This window comes from Georgenia sp. 311, assembly GCF_006151955.1.
In the GTDB taxonomy this organism is placed as follows: domain Bacteria; phylum Actinomycetota; class Actinomycetes; order Actinomycetales; family Actinomycetaceae; genus Oceanitalea; species Oceanitalea wutianyii.
The window spans coordinates 97,957-113,441 of record NZ_VDFS01000064.1 but is presented as its reverse complement, the minus strand read 5'-3'; the positions used below and the strand labels follow the sequence as shown (position 1 = coordinate 113,441).

Genomic DNA, 15,485 nt, shown 5'->3' with positions numbered 1-15,485 from the left:
GGGCCGCCGCCGCACGGCGGCGGCGGGCCCACGCTGCTCCCCGACCCGGACGCGCGGGGGGAACCGTCCCCCGCGCGTCCGCCTCCGGCGTGAGCCGGGAGATGGTCAGGTCGGACATCAGCCGATCTCGTTCTCGTACTCCGTCTGGACGACGGGAAGCAGCTCGGCGGCCTCGATCTGCCCGGCGACGAGCTTCTGGAGGTTCGGCGTCCAGCCCTTGGCGTAGATGCCGCCGGTGGCGTTGGCGATGAAGTCCATCGAGCCGTTGTCCTCACCGATGGTCACGCCGGCGGCCAGGGTCTGCGCGGTCACCGAGTTCTCGTCGATCTCGGGCATGAACGCGTCGACGGGGCCCATCGGGTGGGAGCCACCGACCTCGACGGCGATGGTGCGGGCCGCCTCGTCCGTCGCGATCCAGTTGAGGAAGTACGCGGCGCAGTCGGCGTTCTCGGCGCCGTTCCCGATGCCGTAGGTCAGCGGCGCGGACATCGCACCGACCTCGCCACCCTCCTCGACGGGGGGCATGAGGAAGAAGCCGACCTCGCCGGGGACCTGCGAGTCGAAGGTGCCCGACTCCCAGTCACCGTTGAAGAAGAAGAGGTTGTCGCCCTCGAGGAAGCGCGCCATCGACTGCGAGTAGTCCAGCGAGTTGATGTCCTCGGCGAAGTAGCCCGCCTTGATCCAGCGCTCGAGGTGCTCGACGGCCTGGAGGTTGGTGGGCGTGTCGATCGTCGCGCCCTCCTGCTGGTAGACCCAGGCGTTGACCTCGGAGGGCTCGCCGTAGGAGGCCATGAGCATCTGCAGCGGGAAGGCCAGGCCACCCGTGGCGCCACCGTTGAACTGGGCGCTCGGCGTGATGCCGGCGTCGACGGCGGCCTGCATGTAGCCGTCCAGCTCCTCGAGCGTCGCCGGCGCCTCGGTCATGCCGATCTGCTCGGCGAGCGCCTTGTTGTAGAAGACGCCGGTCATCGAGAAGTTGAGGCCCATCGCGTAGAGCGGGCCGGAGCCGCGGCGGCCCTCGTCGTCCACGCGCATCTGCTCGAGCTGGGAGGAGGGCCACTCGTCCCAGCCGAACGCCTCTGCGTAGGGGTCGAGGTCGAGGAGCAGGCCGTCGGAGGCGAGCTCGCTCATCTGCGGCAGGCGCATGAGGTCCGGCGGGTCGTCGGCCAGGACGCGGGGGGCGTTCTGCGTGAGGACGGCGAACTGGTCCTCGCGGATGTCAAACGTGACGTTCGGGTACTGCGCGGTGAACTCGTCCGCGAGCTCACGGAACAGCGGGAAGCCGGTCTCGACGTAGGCGTCGATGACGACGTCACCGGAACCGCAGCTGGGCGCCTCGCCCGAGGCGGTCGCGCTGTCAGTGGCGCCGGCGTCGGCGCCGGTCTCGTCGTCGGAGCTGGTCCCCGGGGCGGAGCAGGCGGACAGCGCCAGCAGCCCGGTGAGGCCGAGCGCGACGACGCGCGACCGGCGGTGTGTTGAGAGGGTGCGAGACACCTTCATCTCCCTTCAGAGGGGGCGAACGCGCGGGAAGCGCGCTCGGCTAAATCGTGTTAGCAGGCACATGTGACCACCGCCATCCAAGGTGTGTCAAGGTGGCGGGTGGCGGGTCACCGAACCGTTACCATCGGCGCCGAGAGGAGGACCATGCCCACCAGACGGGTGACACTTGCCGACGTCGCGCACCAGGCGGGGGTGTCGTCGTCGACCGCGTCCCTCGTGCTGAGCGGTCGGGGCCGTGAGCTGCGCATCTCCACCGCCGTCCACGACCGCGTGCGGGAGGCCGCCGAGACCCTCGGCTACCGCCGCAACACGATCTCCGTGGGCCTGCGCAAGGGCCTGACGAACACGATCGGCTTCGTCTCCGACACGGTCGCCTCCTCCCAGCTCGCCGGTGGCATGATCCGCGGCGCCCTCGACGCGGCGCGCGAGAGCGGCTACATGCTCTTCATGAGCGAGACCGGCGGCGGCCCGGTCCAGGAGCGCCGGGCGATCGAGGCGATGCTCGACCACCGGGTCGACGGCCTCATCCTCGCCTCGATGTTCACCCGGCAGCACGGGGCGCTGGCGGTGGAGCTGGAGACGCTGCCCGTCGTCCTGCTCAACTCACTCCCCCCCGACGGCGGAGGCCCGGCTGCCATCGTCCCGGACGAGCAGGCCGCGGGCCGGGCCGCTGCCGAGCAGCTGCTCGCCGCCGGCCACCGCGACATCCACCTCATCGGCGCGGGCCCCACGCTCGAGGACGCCCCGGCCGCCTCCGAGGCCGGTCGGCTGCGTCTGGCCGGCATCCTCGAGGCGCTCACCGAGGCGGGCGTCCCGCCGGCCTCCGGCTACCCCTACCGCTCCTGGAACCCGGCCCACGGGTGGGAGGCGGTGCACGACCTCCTCGAGCGCGGCACGGTCCCCGAGGCGCTCCTGTGCTTCAACGACCGCCTCGCCTTCGGCGCCTACCAGGCCCTGCAGGAGGCGGGCCTGCGCATCCCCGAGGACACCTCGGTCATCTCCTTCGACGACGCGCCGCTCGCCGGCTGGCTGCGACCCACACTCACGACCTTCGCCATCCCCCACCGCGCGATGGGGACCATGGCGGTGGAGATGCTCGTCGGCGCCCTGCGCGCCGAGGGCGCCCACCCGCTCGGCGCGCACGTCCACCGGGTGAGGATGCCGCTGCGGGAGCGCGGCTCGGTCGCCGTCCGCTCCCCCGCCTGAGACCTCCCGCCCAACCTCGGCCAGGCAGCACGTGCAGACGACACGCGCCCGACGTCGCCTTTGACCTCTCCACGGGTGCCACGTAGCCTCCCGCTACATCGTTTTAGCACCGCTCATCGAGCCGGTCGAAGGAGACCCATGCAGACAACGACAACCCGTTCACCACGGCAGCGCCTGCGCCGCGCGCTCGTCTCGACGCTCGTCCTCCTCCTCGGTGGCCTGGCCGCGACGGGTCCGGCGGCAGCCGCCACGACCCCGCCCGCGGAGGACGGCATCCTCAGCATCACCCCCGTCACCGAGGTCCTCACGTTCGGACAGAAGGTCGTCGCCGTCGCCCTCGAGTACGGCGCCGACGTCGACCCGGCGGCGCTGTCGACCGACGACTTCTCCGTCCTCGACAGCCCGTACAACTTCCGCGCCCACGACGAGACCGACCTCGACACACTCGAGCCACGCACCGTCACCGCCGTCTACACCAACGACCGGCCGGCCCTCCGGGCCGACGGCACCTCGACGCGCGGCACCTACGTCATCGTCGAGCTCGACCCCGCGGACCGGGGCGGCAACACCGTGGTCCGCTCCATGTGCGACGGCTTCCTGTGCTCGGAGAAGCTGCGCGACCCGCTGGCGACCCAGGTCGTCCAGCTCGGGGACGTGCACGGCTACCCCACGGGCGAGGCGCCCGCGCCACTCCTCGCCGCCGGGTCGGAGGACGCCCTCCCGATGACCGCCCCGCCGGTCGACCCCGTCGTCGACGAGTTCCGCTCCGACGTCATGCCCTTCCCCGGTGCCGACCTGCCGTACTCCTACCGCCTCCCGGCGGACTACGACCCCTCGCGCTCCTACCCGCTCGTCGTCGTCCTCCACGGCTGGGGCTCCGGCTTCGACGGCGTGAACCACGGCGTCAACGTCGCCGTCGACGTCATGGCCACCTCATGGGTGCGGCCCGAGTGGACCGGCAGCGAGGAGGACGTCATCGTCCTGGCGCCGCAGAACGTCCGCGGCGACGACGAGGTCGAGTGGACGTCCGTCCTCGCCCTCCTCGAGCAGTTCACGGGCGAGTACGCCGTCGACGCGGACCGCACCTACGTGACGACGTTCTCCTGGGGATCCACCATCGCCTGGAACCTCATGGCCGAGCGGCCCGACCTGTTCGACGCCGCGCTCATCGTCTCCGGCTTCCCGGTGAGCGAGGAGCAGGCCGCGTCGATCGCCACCGCGCGGACGCCGGTGTGGATCACCCACGCCACGAGCGACCCGGTGCTCCCACCGGACTTCGGGCGCACCTCGGCCGAGGTGCTGCGCACGGCCTACACCGCCGCGGGCGCCGAGGACGCCGAGGACCTCGTCCGCTTCACCGAGTACGCGGACGACGCCTTCACCTACCCCGACTACCACGCCGCTACCGGCCCCACCTACAGCGACAGCTCGATCCTCCGGTGGGTGCTGGCGCAGGACCGCTCCCCCAACCGGATCGAGAGCGTCACCCCGGTCACCGAGGTCTCCTCCTTCGGCCAGCAGGTCACCGGGCTCGTCCTGGAGTACGCCGACGTCGTCGACCCCGCGTCGCTCAGCCCGGCCGACTTCACCGTCCGCGACACCGCCTACAACTTCCGGTTCACCGGCCTGGAGGAGCTGGAGAACCTCGTCGAGCGGGAGGTCGCCGACGTCTACACGACGGACGACCCCGCCCTGCTCCTCGAGCAGGACCGACCCGAGGCGCCGGGCCGCTTCGTCGTCGTCGACCTCGCAGACAGCCCCGAGGGCGGGTGGACCGTCATGGTCTCGCTGTGCCCGACGTTCCTGTGCTCGGTGATCATCAACCCGGACCAGCCGACCGAGGTCGTGCAGGTCGGTGACGTGCGCGCGCCGAGCGGGGCCGTCATCTCCCGGGGCGACGCCGACCGGGCGTGGCCGCTGACCGAGCCCGCGATCAACCGTGAGGTCGACCAGTTCGTCCACGCGACGTTCGAGTCCGACGTCGAGGGCGTCACCGGCCCGGACCGCACCGTGCGCTACGACTACCGCCTGCCCGACGGCTACGACCCGGCGCGGCAGTACCCGCTCGTCGTCGCCCTCTCCGGGCACGGCATGGGTTTCGACGGCCAGAACGAGCGCGTGCAGCTCGTCGCGGACATGCCGGCGACGGCGTGGTTCCAGGAGGAGTGGACGGGCACCGACGAGGACGTCATCGTCCTCGCGCCGCAGAACGCGCGCCTGGGCAAGGAGCTCGAGGCGGCTCAGGTGCTCCAGCTCCTCGAGGACTTCACCGGCCGGTTCTCCGTCGACGAGCGCCGTGTCTACGCCACGTCGGTCTCCTACGGCTCCCAGCTCATGTGGGAGATGTTCTCCACCCGGCCCGAGCTCTTCGCCGGCGGCCTGCTCACCGGCGGCTTCGCCGCCGACCAGGACGAGTACGCGCTCATCGCCGCGGGCGAGGTACCGATGTGGATCACGCACGGCACCAGTGACCACCTGCTCCCGGTCGAGAACGCCGAGGGCGCGTACGACGCGCTCGTCGCGGCCTACCGCGACCGCGGCCTGAGCGAGGAGCGCATTTCCGAGCTCGCCCTCTGGACGGAGTACGGCGACGAGGCGTTCTCGCTGCCGGACTACCACCTCGCCTCGGCCCCGACCTACGAGGACAGCGCCACGCTCCAGTGGCTGCTGGCCCAGGTGCGCCCGGTCGAGGACGACGGCGCGGCTCCCGGTGAGGAGCAGGGTTCCGACGGTCCGGTCGAGACTCCGGTCCCGGACGACGCCGGTACGGACGAGGTGCCCGCCGGCTCCGGCGGCGCGCTGCCGACCACCGGCGTGCCGGTCGCGCCGATGCTGGCCGCACTCCTGCTGCTCGTCACCGGCGGCGCGGTCACCCTCGCCGTCCGCCGGCGCAGTATGGGCTGAGCCCTTCCGCTACGAAGGCCCCGGTCCTGTTCTCGCACAGGGCCGGGGCCTTCGCGTTGCGCCGGGTACCTGAGGCGCGGCGCCGGGCTGCCGTGTCAGCCGAGGGTGGAGCGGCGCCTGCGCACGACCCCTGCCAGTGCACCACCGGCCGTCAGCAGGACGAGCGCCGCGACGGCGCCGAGCATCACGCCGTCCGCGCCGGTGCTGGGCAGCGTGCCGGCGCCGGCGCCGGTCGGGGCGGGCGCCGCGTCGGTGCTGTCCACGACGGGCGCCTCCGTCGGCTCGTCGGAGGGCGCGGGCGCCGGCTCCGCCGAGGGCTCCTCTGCCGGCTCTTCGACCGGCTCCTCGAGCGCGTCCCAGCCCTTCGACTCGACGCTCCAGCCGGGGACCTCGCACAGACCGCACGGCTCGAGGAAGTACGCCTCGGCCTGTGCGTTGCCGTTGAGCACGAAGTCCAGCCAGTTGACGAAGACGGCGACCTGCTCCTCCAGGCTCTCCACCATGCCGTCCAGCGGGAGGACGTCGCCCGACTCGTCGAGGCGGACACCGTAGAAGAACTGGCCGTGGCCGTTCTGCGGGTTCGTCACGTAGACGGCCGGCACGGTGGCCAGCTCGTAGTTGGCGATCGTGTTCCCCATCGCACCGTCCAACGGCCCCCCGTCGAGGAACATCGTGGGAGTGTGCAGGTCCGCGAGCCTGTCGCGACCGTAGCCGAGCGGCGGCTCGCCGCCCTCCGGCGTCTCGAACAGACCGCTGTTCGCGGAGATCACGGTGTCCACGCGCGGGTCGGCCCCGGCGACCAGCGCCTCGATGCCGCCGCAGGAGCTCCCGGACACCGCGACCGGCGAGTCCGCGATGGCGGACCCGAGCTGCTCGTGCGCCTGGGGACTGGTCTCCAGCCAGTCGATGATCTCGATCATCCGGTCGGGCTGCGGCATCCCGGTGAGGGTGTTGCTCGGAGCCTCCGGAGCGCCGTCCGCGACGACGACAAACCCACGGGCGGCGATGAGCATCAGGCTGCTCATGAAGAAGGGGTTCGCGGGCCGGCAGCCGCCGTTGCCCCAGATGAGGACCGGCACGGGCTCGCCCGGCGCGAGGTCGGTGGGCCGGTAGACCGTACGGTCGGGCAGGCCCGCGGCCGCTTCACGTGCGACCGGGTGGAAGCTGTCGATCGCGGGGGCGTCGTGGGTGTCGGCGGCAGCCACGGTGCCGATACCGACCAGGGCCGCTACGGCGATGGCGACGGTTGCCAACCGTCGACTCGTGCGAGTACGTCCGAACATGGTTCCTCCAGTTGTTGTGACAGTGCTCCTGGCGGGACGACGCCCGGGGCCACAGGTGCGAGGGCATGGCCCCCACCGTCCGCGGCGCCGGGCAGAGCACATCCGTGTGCGATCCCTGCCAGCCGACCGGCCGGCTGTCGACGGCGCGGCGGGTTAGCCCACCTGCGCTGCTTCCCCGTGTGTTCCGCATGCGACGACGAATGCTGAACCGATTTAGCCCGACCATAGCGTCACTCGTCGATCACCACAACGACTTGCGGGCCGCCGTGTCAGGCACCCCCAATGGGTCGGCCGTCAGCCGGGCGAGCCGCCCTGGGGGGCACCGGCTCACGCCCCCGAAACGAGGAGGTCCGCACGTCCGCGCGTCGCGGCGATGACCTCGGCGTTGCGCTGGTCGGAGCCGAGTGACCGGTCGCGGGCCTCCGCCGGGGAGCGGCCGTAGCGCTCGTGCCGGGCGATGAGCCGGGCGACGCGGACGTCCGCCGGCAGGTCGACGTACCAGCACTCGTCGAGCAGCGAACGTACGCCGGCCCAGTCGCCGTCGTCGACCAGGAGGTAGTTTCCCTCGGTGACGACGAGCTGCACCTCGCGCGGCACCGGTACGGCGCACGCGATCGGCTCCTCCAGGGCGCGGTTGAAGACCGGCGCGTAGACCACGCGCTCGTCGCCGACCCGGAGGCGCCGCAGCAGGGCCACGTAGCCGAGCGCGTCGAAGGTGTCCGGCGCCCCCTTACGGTCGTGCCGTCCGAGCCGCCGCAGCTCAGCCTCGGCGAGGTGGAAGCCGTCCATCCCGACGAGGCGGGCCCGGTCCCCGAGCGCCTCCATGAGGGCCTGGGCCAGGGTGGACTTCCCGGCACCGGGTGCCCCGGTGATGCCGAGGATGCGTCGTCCGGGGCGCATGGCGAGGGTCCACGCGCGATCCAGGAGGCCCGGGGCGAGGGCGCCCGGGTGCAGTGGGCTCACGAGCTCTCCCCCGCCGGGGCTGCGGCGCCCGTCATGATCTCCACGACCTCCCGCATCGAGCTCGCTCCCGGCGTCACGACGGCGGCGCGCCGACCCAGCCGGTGGATGTGGATCCGGTCGGCGATCTCGAAGACCTGCGGCATGTTGTGGGAGATGAGCACGACGGGCAGGCCGCGGTCACGGATGCGCCGGATGAGGTCGAGGACCATCCGGGACTCGCGCACCCCGAGCGCGGCGGTCGGCTCGTCCATGATGACGAGGCGGGTGCCGAAGGCGGCCGCCCGCGCCACCGCGACGCTCTGCCGTTGACCTCCGGAGAGCGTCTCCACCGGCTGACGCACGTCGGGGATGCGGACTCCGAGGGACTCGAGCTGGCGCCGGGCCTCGGCCCGCATCGCGCCGCCGTCGAGCACGCGGAACAGCCTGCCCACCACACCCGGGCGGCGGAGCTCTCGGCCCAGGAAGAGGTTGGCGGCGATGTCGAGCGCGGGGGCGACGGCGAGGTCCTGGTACACCGTCTCGATCCCCCGCTCCCGCGCGTCGAGCGGGGAGCGGAAGGCCACCGGCTCACCGTTCATCCGGATCTCCCCCGCGTCCGGCACGACGGCACCGGACAGCACCTTGATGAGCGTCGACTTGCCGGCGCCGTTGTCGCCGACGACGGCGAGCACCTCCCCCGCACGGAGGTCGAAGTCGGCGTCGACCATCGCCCGGACGTGTCCGTAGGACTTGCTCAGCCCGCGCGCCTCGAGGACCGGGACGTCGTCGTCGCTCATCGCGCCGCCCTCCGCCGGGAGATCTGGTCGAGAGAGACGGCGACGATGACGAGCACGCCGGTGGCGACGTCCTGGTAGAGGTTGTCGATGCCCGCCTGGGTGAGGCCGGAGCGCAGGACCCCGACCACCAGGGTCCCGATGAGCGTGCCGACGACGCTGCCCCGCCCGCCGAACAGGCTCGTCCCCCCGATGACGACGGCGGTGATGCTGTCGAGGTTGCCGGTCTGGTAGGCGTTGGGGTCCGCGTTGGGGATGCGCCCGAGCGCCTGCCAGGCGGCGATGCCGTAGAGCGCGCCGGCGGCGACGTAGACCGACAGGACCGTGCGCCGCGTCTTGATCCCGGTGAGCCGGGCCGCCTCGGGCGCGTTGCCCACGGCGTAGACGTGCCGGCCCCAGGCCGTTCGGCCGAGCATGAACCAGAAGAGGGCGAACAGCCCGAGGAGGAGGAAGGACCCCCACGTGACACGCACTCCTGCCACCGTCATCCCCTCGCCCCAGAACCGCAGGACACGGTCGGCGACCGGGTAGCTGCGCGACTCGGCGTAGAGCCGGGCGAGCGCGTAGGTGACGGTGAGGATCCCGAGGGTGACGATGAACGGCGGCAGCCCGAGCCGCGTGACGAGCACCCCGCTCACCGCCCCGAGGAGGACGGTGACGGCGAGCCCGAGGACGAGCGCGAGCCACGGGTCCCCGCCGTTGACGACGTGCTTGGCCATGACGATCGTGCCGAGCACCGCGATCGCGCCGTTGGCGAGGTCGATGCCCGCGGTGAGGATGATGAGCGTCTGCCCCAGCGCCAGCGTCCCGATGACGATGGACTGCTGGAGGATGAGGGAGGCGTTGCCGACGGTGGCGAAGGTGTCGGTCGTCAGCGTGAAGACGACGATCGCGATGACCAGCGCGCCGAGCGGTCCGATGACCGGGTTGCGCAGCGCGCGCCCGAGCCTCTCACGTCTGACGACGGCGGCCGGCGCCTCCTCGACCGTCCCGCTGCTGGGTGGCATGGCCTCTCCCCTCTCCGGTCGGCCCGCTCAGCCCCAGCAGTTCTCCAGGCCCCACTCCGTGGTCTCCGACTCGATGCCCTCGACCGGGTCGTCGGTGATGACGACCGAGCCGGTGTCGACGAACCCGGACGGCGCCTCGCCACCGCCCGCGGCCTCGATGACCGCGTCCATGCCCTGGCGGACCATCTCGGCCGGGAACTGCATGACGGTCGCCGCGTACCGGCCGTCGGCGACGTCCTGCACGCCCTGGCAGCCGCCGTCGATCGAGCCGATGACCACCTGGTCGGTGAGGCCCTGCGCCTCGAGCGCGGCGTAGGCGCCGCGGGCGGCGGGCTCGTTGATCGTGTAGACGGCGTTGACGCCGGGGTTGCGCTGGAGCAGGTTCTCCATCGCGGTCTGGGCGTTGTTCTGGTCGCCCTGGGTGTTCTCCACGCCGAGGATCGCCGCGTCCCCCTCCTCGACCCCGAACCCCTCGAGGAACCCGTCGTGGCGGAAGGTGTCGACCGTGCCCCCGGCGGTGCCGTCGAGCATGATGAGCGCCGGCTCCTCCTCCCCGAGGGCGGCGCGGACGTAGGCGCCCTGCAGCCGCCCGGCCTCGAGGTTGTCGGTCGCGAAGGTCGCGTCGACCGCGTCCGCTGGCTCGGTGGCGGTGTCGAGCGCGATGACGACGATGCCCTGCGCCCGCGCCTGCTCGATCGCACTGAGAACGCCGGTGGAGTTGTTCGGGGTGATCATGATGCCGTCGACGCCCTGGGCGATGAGGTCCTCCATCGCCTGGACCTGGCCCTCGTTGTCCCCGTCGAACGCGCCGGCGAGCGCCGTGAGCTCGACACCCTGCTCGTCGGCGTAGTCGGCGGCGACCTCCCGCATGGTGACGAAGAACGGGTTCGTCTCGGTCTTGGTGATGAGCCCGATGCTCACATCCTCGCCACCGGTCGCGCCGCCCCCGGTGGTTGTCGCGCCGCCGTCGGGCTCGGCGTCGGAGCCGCACGCCGCGAGGAGGAGCGCCGCCCCGATGGCGAGCAGTCCTCGGCCCTGCTGTCCTGTCGTCGGTCGGTTCGTCTTCACGGCACGCCCCCCTGCGTCCAATGTGGTGTACGTCACACCGACATGGCGCGAGTGAACCAGTGCGCTCCCCGCGTGGCAAGCACCGCGCGGGCGCGTCGCCGGGGCGTCGCAGCACCAGGCGCCCCGCTCGTCGTCCACGGGACGCGCGTGCGTGCACCTCCGGGACTCCCCGCGCTCCCGGTCCGTGGCACCTACAGTGACCGGGTGCCCGCCCCGCAGCCTCCCGGTGCGGGTCTGCGACCGGCGGACCCGCGGTTCCGCCGAGCCCTGCTCGCGCTCGCGGCCACCGGCGTCGCCGCCTTCGCGATGATCTACGTCGTCCAGCCGCTGCTCCCGCTCGTCTCGCGCGACCTGGGCGTCGACGCGACCCGGGCGAGCCTGCTCGTCTCGGTCTCGACGCTCGCCATCGCGGTCGCCGTGCTGCCCTTCGCGCGGCTGTCCGAGCGGCTGGGGCGGGGCCGGCTCATGGTCCTGGGACTCGCTGCGGCCGCAGCCGCCGGGATCCTCGCCGCGTTCGCGCCGTCGTTCGCGCTCCTGCTCGTGGCCCGGGGTGTGCAGGGCGTGGCGCTGGCGGCCGTGCCCGCCGCCGCGGTGGCGTGGGTGGCGGAGAACATCGACCCGGGATCGGTGACGCGCGTGGCCGGGCTCTACATCGCGGGCACGACCGTGGGCGGGATGGGCGGGCGCGTGCTCGGCGGCGTCGTCGCCGACGTCGCCTCGTGGCGCACGGCGCTGCTCGTCGTCGCCCTCGTCGGTGCGGCGCTCACCGCGGCGGCGTTCCTCCTCCTGCCGGGCGGGATCACCGCCCGGACCCGCACCGTGCGTGACACGCCCGCCGGGCGGGGCCCGGCCGCCGGTCGCGCCGCACGGGTGCGTCTCTACGTCCTCGCCGGGCTCGCGATGGCGATGTTCGTCGGGATCTACAACGTCATCGGCTACCGGACGAGCGCCCCGCCGTTCCTGCTCGGCACCGGGATCGGCTCGATGTTCTACCTCACCTACCTCGCCGGGACGGCGACGTCCTCGCTCGCCGGGCGCCTCGAGCGGCGCGCCGGGCTGCGGACGACGGCGCTCGTCGGGCTGGCGGCGTGCCTGGCCGGGGTGGGGCTCACCGTCCCGGACTCGCTCGTCCTCGTGTGGGTGGGGCTGGCCGTCGTGGCCGCGGGCTTCTTCATGGTCCACGCGACCGCGTCGGCGAACGCCGCCCGGCTGAGCCCGCGGCCGTCGGACGGCTCCGGGCTCTACACGTTCGCCTACTACCTCGGCTCCTCGGTGGGCGGGGTGGTACTCGGTCAGGCGTGGGAGCTCGGCGCGTGGGGCGGGACGGTGGTCGCGTCCGTGGCGCTCATCGGGGCGGCCACCGTCGTCGCTGTGGGGCTGCCGCGGCGGACCGTCGGCGCGCGCACCGCCTGAACTGGCGCCCCGCCCGGCATAGTGGACCCCGATGCGCCACATCGACGACGCCGAGCGCCGCGCCCGCCTCGCGGTGCGCCACGGCCTGCACCCCGCCCACCGGCTGGCCGACCCGGTGGCCGTCACGCGGGCGATGACCGTCCTGCACGCGACGGAGCCGGCGACCGTCCACCTCGCGGTCCACGCCCGCACCGAGGGCGTGAGTCCGGAGGATGTCGACGCCGCTCTGTACGAGGACCGCTCGCTGGTCAAGCAGCTCGCGATGCGCCGGACCCTGTTCGTCTTCCCGCGCGACCTGCTGCCGGCCACGCTCGGCAGCGCGAGCGCGCGGGTGGCGGCCGAGCAGCGCCGGGTCATCACCCGTGACATCGAGAAGCACGGGGTGGCCGACGACGGCGCCGCGTGGGTCGACGCGGCCGCGAGCGCCGTCCTGGCCCACCTCGCCCGGTCCGGCCCGCTGTCGGCGCGCGAGCTGCGGGAGCGGGTCCCCGAGCTCACCGGCTCCATGACGGTCAACCTCGACAAGAAGTACGGGGGCACGTTCCAGATCGGCCCCCGCGTCCTCACCATGCTCGGCGCGGAGGGGCGGATCTCCCGCGGTCCCAACGCGGGTCACTGGCGCATCAACCGCCCGACGTGGACGCTCGCGGAGACGTGGCTCGGCGAGCGTCCCGCTCCGCTGACCTCCGACGAGGGGTACGCCGAGCTCGTCCGCCGCTGGCTGGCCACCTTCGGCCCCGGCACCGTCGAGGACGTCCAGTGGTGGCTCGGCTCGACCAAGGCCGCCGTGCGGTCCGCGCTCGCCGCCCTCGACGCGGTGGAGGTGTCGCTCGACGGCGGGCAGGTCGGCTGGGTGCTGCCCGGCGACGAGGAGCCGGTCCCGGACCCCGGGCCCTGGGCGGCCCTCCTGCCCACCCTCGACCCCACGACGATGGGCTGGAAGGGCCGCGGCTTCTACCTCGACCCCGCCGACGTCCCATACCTGTTCGACACGAACGGCAACGCGGGGAACACGGCCTGGTGGGACGGGCGGATCGTCGGCGCCTGGGTGCAGGACGACGACGGCGCCGTCCGCGTCGTCCCGCACCGCGACGTCGGCGCCGAGGGCGCTGCCGCCATCGACGCCGAGGCCGCCCGGCTCACCGCCTGGCTCGGTGGGATCCGCATCTCCAACGTCTACTCCAACGCATTGATGAAGCAGGCCCGCCTCCCGTAGCCCCAGCCCCTAATCAAGCCCTCGCCAGCTCCCTCTCTCCCCCGCGACAGCCGACTTCCGCACGACAGCCGACTTCCGCGCGACAGCCGACGTCCGCGCGAGAGCGGCGTTGCGCGCGACAGCCGACTTCCGCGTGACAGCCGAGTTGCGCGCGACAGCGGAGTTGCGCGCGACAGCGGCTGCGAGGGTGCTACTCGGGCATTCCTCTGGGACGCCCTTTTGGAGCGTCGCGGCGAGCGGTGAGAGGCGTCTCGGGGGCCAGAGGGGTGTCCCAGAGGGAGGGCGCGGCGAGGGGCTTGGCGCCGTTCATCTGGGACGCCCTTCTGCGGGTGCCCAGGGTGTTCCGCGGGGTGTCCCAAGGGTGGGAGGGGTGTCCCAGAGAGGCCGGGAGGGACGGGAGGGGGGCGGACCTGCGACATCGGGCGGGTTCGCTTCCTGTTCTGGCGCGGTCAGCGCTCCTGGAACCGCCGGATCCGCCCGACCGCCTCGGCGACGGCGTCCGCGCCGGCGGCGAAGGACAGCCGCACGTACCCCTGGCCGTGCGCGCCGTCGAAGTCGACGCCGGGCACGAGGGCCACCCCCTCCTCCTCGAGCAGCGCCGCGCACCACTCGACCGAGGACGCGTACCCACCCAGCCGCTCCCCCAGGCCCGCGTAGAGGTAGAAGGCGCCGTCGGCGGGAGCGAGCGGCCCCCAGCCGAGCGACGGGACGTCCTCGAGCAAAAGACTGCGGGTGCGGGCGAGGCCTGCGACGCGCCCGTCGGCCTCGGCGTAGCTCGCCTCGGAGAACGCCCCGAGGGCGGCGAGCTGCGCGGGGGCCGGCGGGCACAGGGCGATGTTCCCGGCGAGCGCGTCGACCGGCGCGACGAGGTCGGCGGGCAGCAGCGCCCACCCGAGCCGCCAGCCGGTCATCCCCCAGTACTTGGAGAACGACGAGACGACGACGGCGGACTCGGCGCCCGGCACGTCCCACGCGCACACCCCGCGCGCGTCGGGCGCCGCGGGGTCGGCCGGGTAGGTGATGCCGTGGTAGATCTCGTCGCTCACCAGGCGCACGTCGTGCTCGGCGCACCAGGCTGCCAGCGCTGTCATCCGCTCGCGGTCGATCATCGTGCCGGTGGGGTTGGCCGGTGAGGCGACGACGAGCCCGGCGATGCGCCCGTGCTCCGCGAGCGCGGCGTCGAGCACCTCGGGCGTGGGCTGGAAGCCGGTGTCCGCCCCGCAGTCGACCTCCACCACCCGGCAGCCGAGGGTCCGCAGGATGTTGCGGTAGGCGGGGTAGCCGGGCCGGGCGAGGACGACGACGTCGCCGACGTCGAACGCGGCGAGGAAGGTGAGCATGAACGCCCCGGAGGACCCGGTGGCGACGGCGACCTGCTCGGGGGCGACCTCGAGCCCGTACCAGCGCGCGTAGTGGCCGGCGATCGCCTCGCGCACCGACCACAAACCGACCGCGCTCGTGTACCCGAGCGCGGCACCGGACGCGTGCGTGGCCGCTGCGAGCTCGCGCACCTCGCGCGGCGCGCCGCCCGCGGGCTCACCGGCGCAGAGCGAGATGACGTCGCGGCCCTCCGCACGCAGCCGGGCGACCCGGTCGAGGATCGACATCACCTGGAACGGCGGGACCGCCGAGCGGGCGGACGGCATCACGACTGCACTCCCTCACCTGCCTGGGCCATGTCCTCATGCTAGGCGGGCATGGGCACGTGACCCGGCCGCAATGACTCCTGGGTCCGCCGCAGGTCTACACGGCATGAGCACTCCACTGTTCGAGCACACCAGCGCCTTCGCCGGCTTCTCCGTCGACGCCATCGACACCGCCACCCGGTTCTACCGGGACACCCTCGGCCTGGAGGTGGACGAGGCCGGGCAGCCCGGCGTCATCCTCATCGGGCTGCCCGGGGGCGCCCGGGTAGTCGCCTACGCCAAGTCCGACCACGTCCCCGCGACCTACACCGTCCTCAACTTCCCGGTGCCCGACGTCGAGGCGACGGTCGCCGAGCTGACGCGCCGCGGGGTGGTCTTCGAGCGCTACCCCGGCACCCCGATGGAGACCGACGCCGACGGCGTCTTCCGCGGCGGCGGGCCGGTCATCGCCTGGTTCCCCGACCCGGCCGGCAACGTCCTGTCCGTGCTGGAGGACGTCTGAGCGA

General features: G+C 73.0%; 12 protein-coding genes. 5 read left to right on the top strand and 7 right to left on the bottom strand.

Annotated features, from left to right (window positions below; translation table 11 throughout):
• Window positions 1-117 precede the first annotated feature (117 nt).
• The gene (locus FHE66_RS14830) at window positions 118-1,494 is read right to left on the bottom strand and encodes an ABC transporter substrate-binding protein (RefSeq protein WP_255303771.1); all 1,377 of its coding nucleotides are present in this window, start codon (window positions 1,492-1,494) and stop codon (window positions 118-120) included.
• A 150-nt stretch (window positions 1,495-1,644) separates the two neighbouring features.
• Here FHE66_RS14830 and FHE66_RS14825 point away from each other — a divergent pair, with 150 nt between their 5' ends.
• Window positions 1,645-2,706 carry a LacI family DNA-binding transcriptional regulator gene (locus FHE66_RS14825; RefSeq protein WP_176554801.1) on the top strand — a complete coding sequence of 354 codons (1,062 nt, stop codon included), beginning with the start codon at window positions 1,645-1,647 and terminating at the stop codon, window positions 2,704-2,706.
• 138 nt (window positions 2,707-2,844) lie between these two features.
• Entirely contained in the window at window positions 2,845-5,610 is a 2,766-nt protein-coding gene (locus tag FHE66_RS14820; RefSeq protein WP_139073747.1) for a PHB depolymerase family esterase, read from the top strand.
• 95 nt (window positions 5,611-5,705) lie between these two features.
• Here the strand turns inward: FHE66_RS14820 and FHE66_RS14815 are convergent, their stop codons facing one another.
• The 5 genes from FHE66_RS14815 to FHE66_RS14795 all read right to left on the bottom strand — a co-directional run bounded on the left by FHE66_RS14815 (window position 5,706) and on the right by FHE66_RS14795 (window position 10,704).
• The gene (locus FHE66_RS14815; protein WP_139073746.1) at window positions 5,706-6,863 is read right to left on the bottom strand and encodes an LPXTG cell wall anchor domain-containing protein; all 1,158 of its coding nucleotides are present in this window, start codon (window positions 6,861-6,863) and stop codon (window positions 5,706-5,708) included.
• Between the two features lie 357 nt (window positions 6,864-7,220).
• The gene (locus FHE66_RS14810; protein WP_255303769.1) at window positions 7,221-7,856 is read right to left on the bottom strand and encodes a nucleoside/nucleotide kinase family protein; all 636 of its coding nucleotides are present in this window, start codon (window positions 7,854-7,856) and stop codon (window positions 7,221-7,223) included.
• Window positions 7,853-8,632 carry an ATP-binding cassette domain-containing protein gene (locus FHE66_RS14805; protein WP_139073745.1) on the bottom strand — a complete coding sequence of 260 codons (780 nt, stop codon included), beginning with the start codon at window positions 8,630-8,632 and terminating at the stop codon, window positions 7,853-7,855. The genes FHE66_RS14810 and FHE66_RS14805 overlap by 4 nt, the downstream gene beginning before the upstream one ends.
• On the bottom strand, window positions 8,629-9,636 hold the full coding sequence (locus tag FHE66_RS14800; RefSeq protein ID WP_139073744.1) for an ABC transporter permease: 1,008 nt from the start codon (window positions 9,634-9,636) through the stop codon (window positions 8,629-8,631). Before FHE66_RS14800 ends, FHE66_RS14805 begins: the two co-directional genes overlap by 4 nt.
• Window positions 9,637-9,663: 27 nt before the next feature.
• On the bottom strand, window positions 9,664-10,704 hold the full coding sequence (locus FHE66_RS14795) for a substrate-binding domain-containing protein (protein ID WP_218013749.1): 1,041 nt from the start codon (window positions 10,702-10,704) through the stop codon (window positions 9,664-9,666).
• A gap of 204 nt (window positions 10,705-10,908) precedes the next feature.
• Between FHE66_RS14795 and FHE66_RS14790 the strand changes: the two genes are divergently transcribed.
• Together FHE66_RS14790 and FHE66_RS14785 are read left to right on the top strand one after the other, a co-directional pair.
• Window positions 10,909-12,117, top strand: coding sequence for an MFS transporter (locus tag FHE66_RS14790; protein WP_176554800.1), 1,209 nt, complete (start codon window positions 10,909-10,911; stop codon window positions 12,115-12,117).
• A gap of 31 nt (window positions 12,118-12,148) precedes the next feature.
• Window positions 12,149-13,333, top strand: a complete 1,185-nt coding sequence (locus FHE66_RS14785; protein WP_139073742.1) for a winged helix DNA-binding domain-containing protein — start codon at window positions 12,149-12,151, stop codon at window positions 13,331-13,333.
• A gap of 449 nt (window positions 13,334-13,782) precedes the next feature.
• Here FHE66_RS14785 and FHE66_RS14780 read toward each other — a convergent pair whose 3' ends face one another.
• On the bottom strand, window positions 13,783-14,979 hold the full coding sequence (locus tag FHE66_RS14780; RefSeq protein ID WP_139073755.1) for a pyridoxal phosphate-dependent aminotransferase: 1,197 nt from the start codon (window positions 14,977-14,979) through the stop codon (window positions 13,783-13,785).
• Between the two features lie 106 nt (window positions 14,980-15,085).
• Here FHE66_RS14780 and FHE66_RS14775 point away from each other — a divergent pair, with 106 nt between their 5' ends.
• Window positions 15,086-15,481, top strand: coding sequence for a VOC family protein (locus FHE66_RS14775; protein ID WP_369692772.1), 396 nt, complete (start codon window positions 15,086-15,088; stop codon window positions 15,479-15,481).
• Window positions 15,482-15,485: the final 4 nt, after the last annotated feature.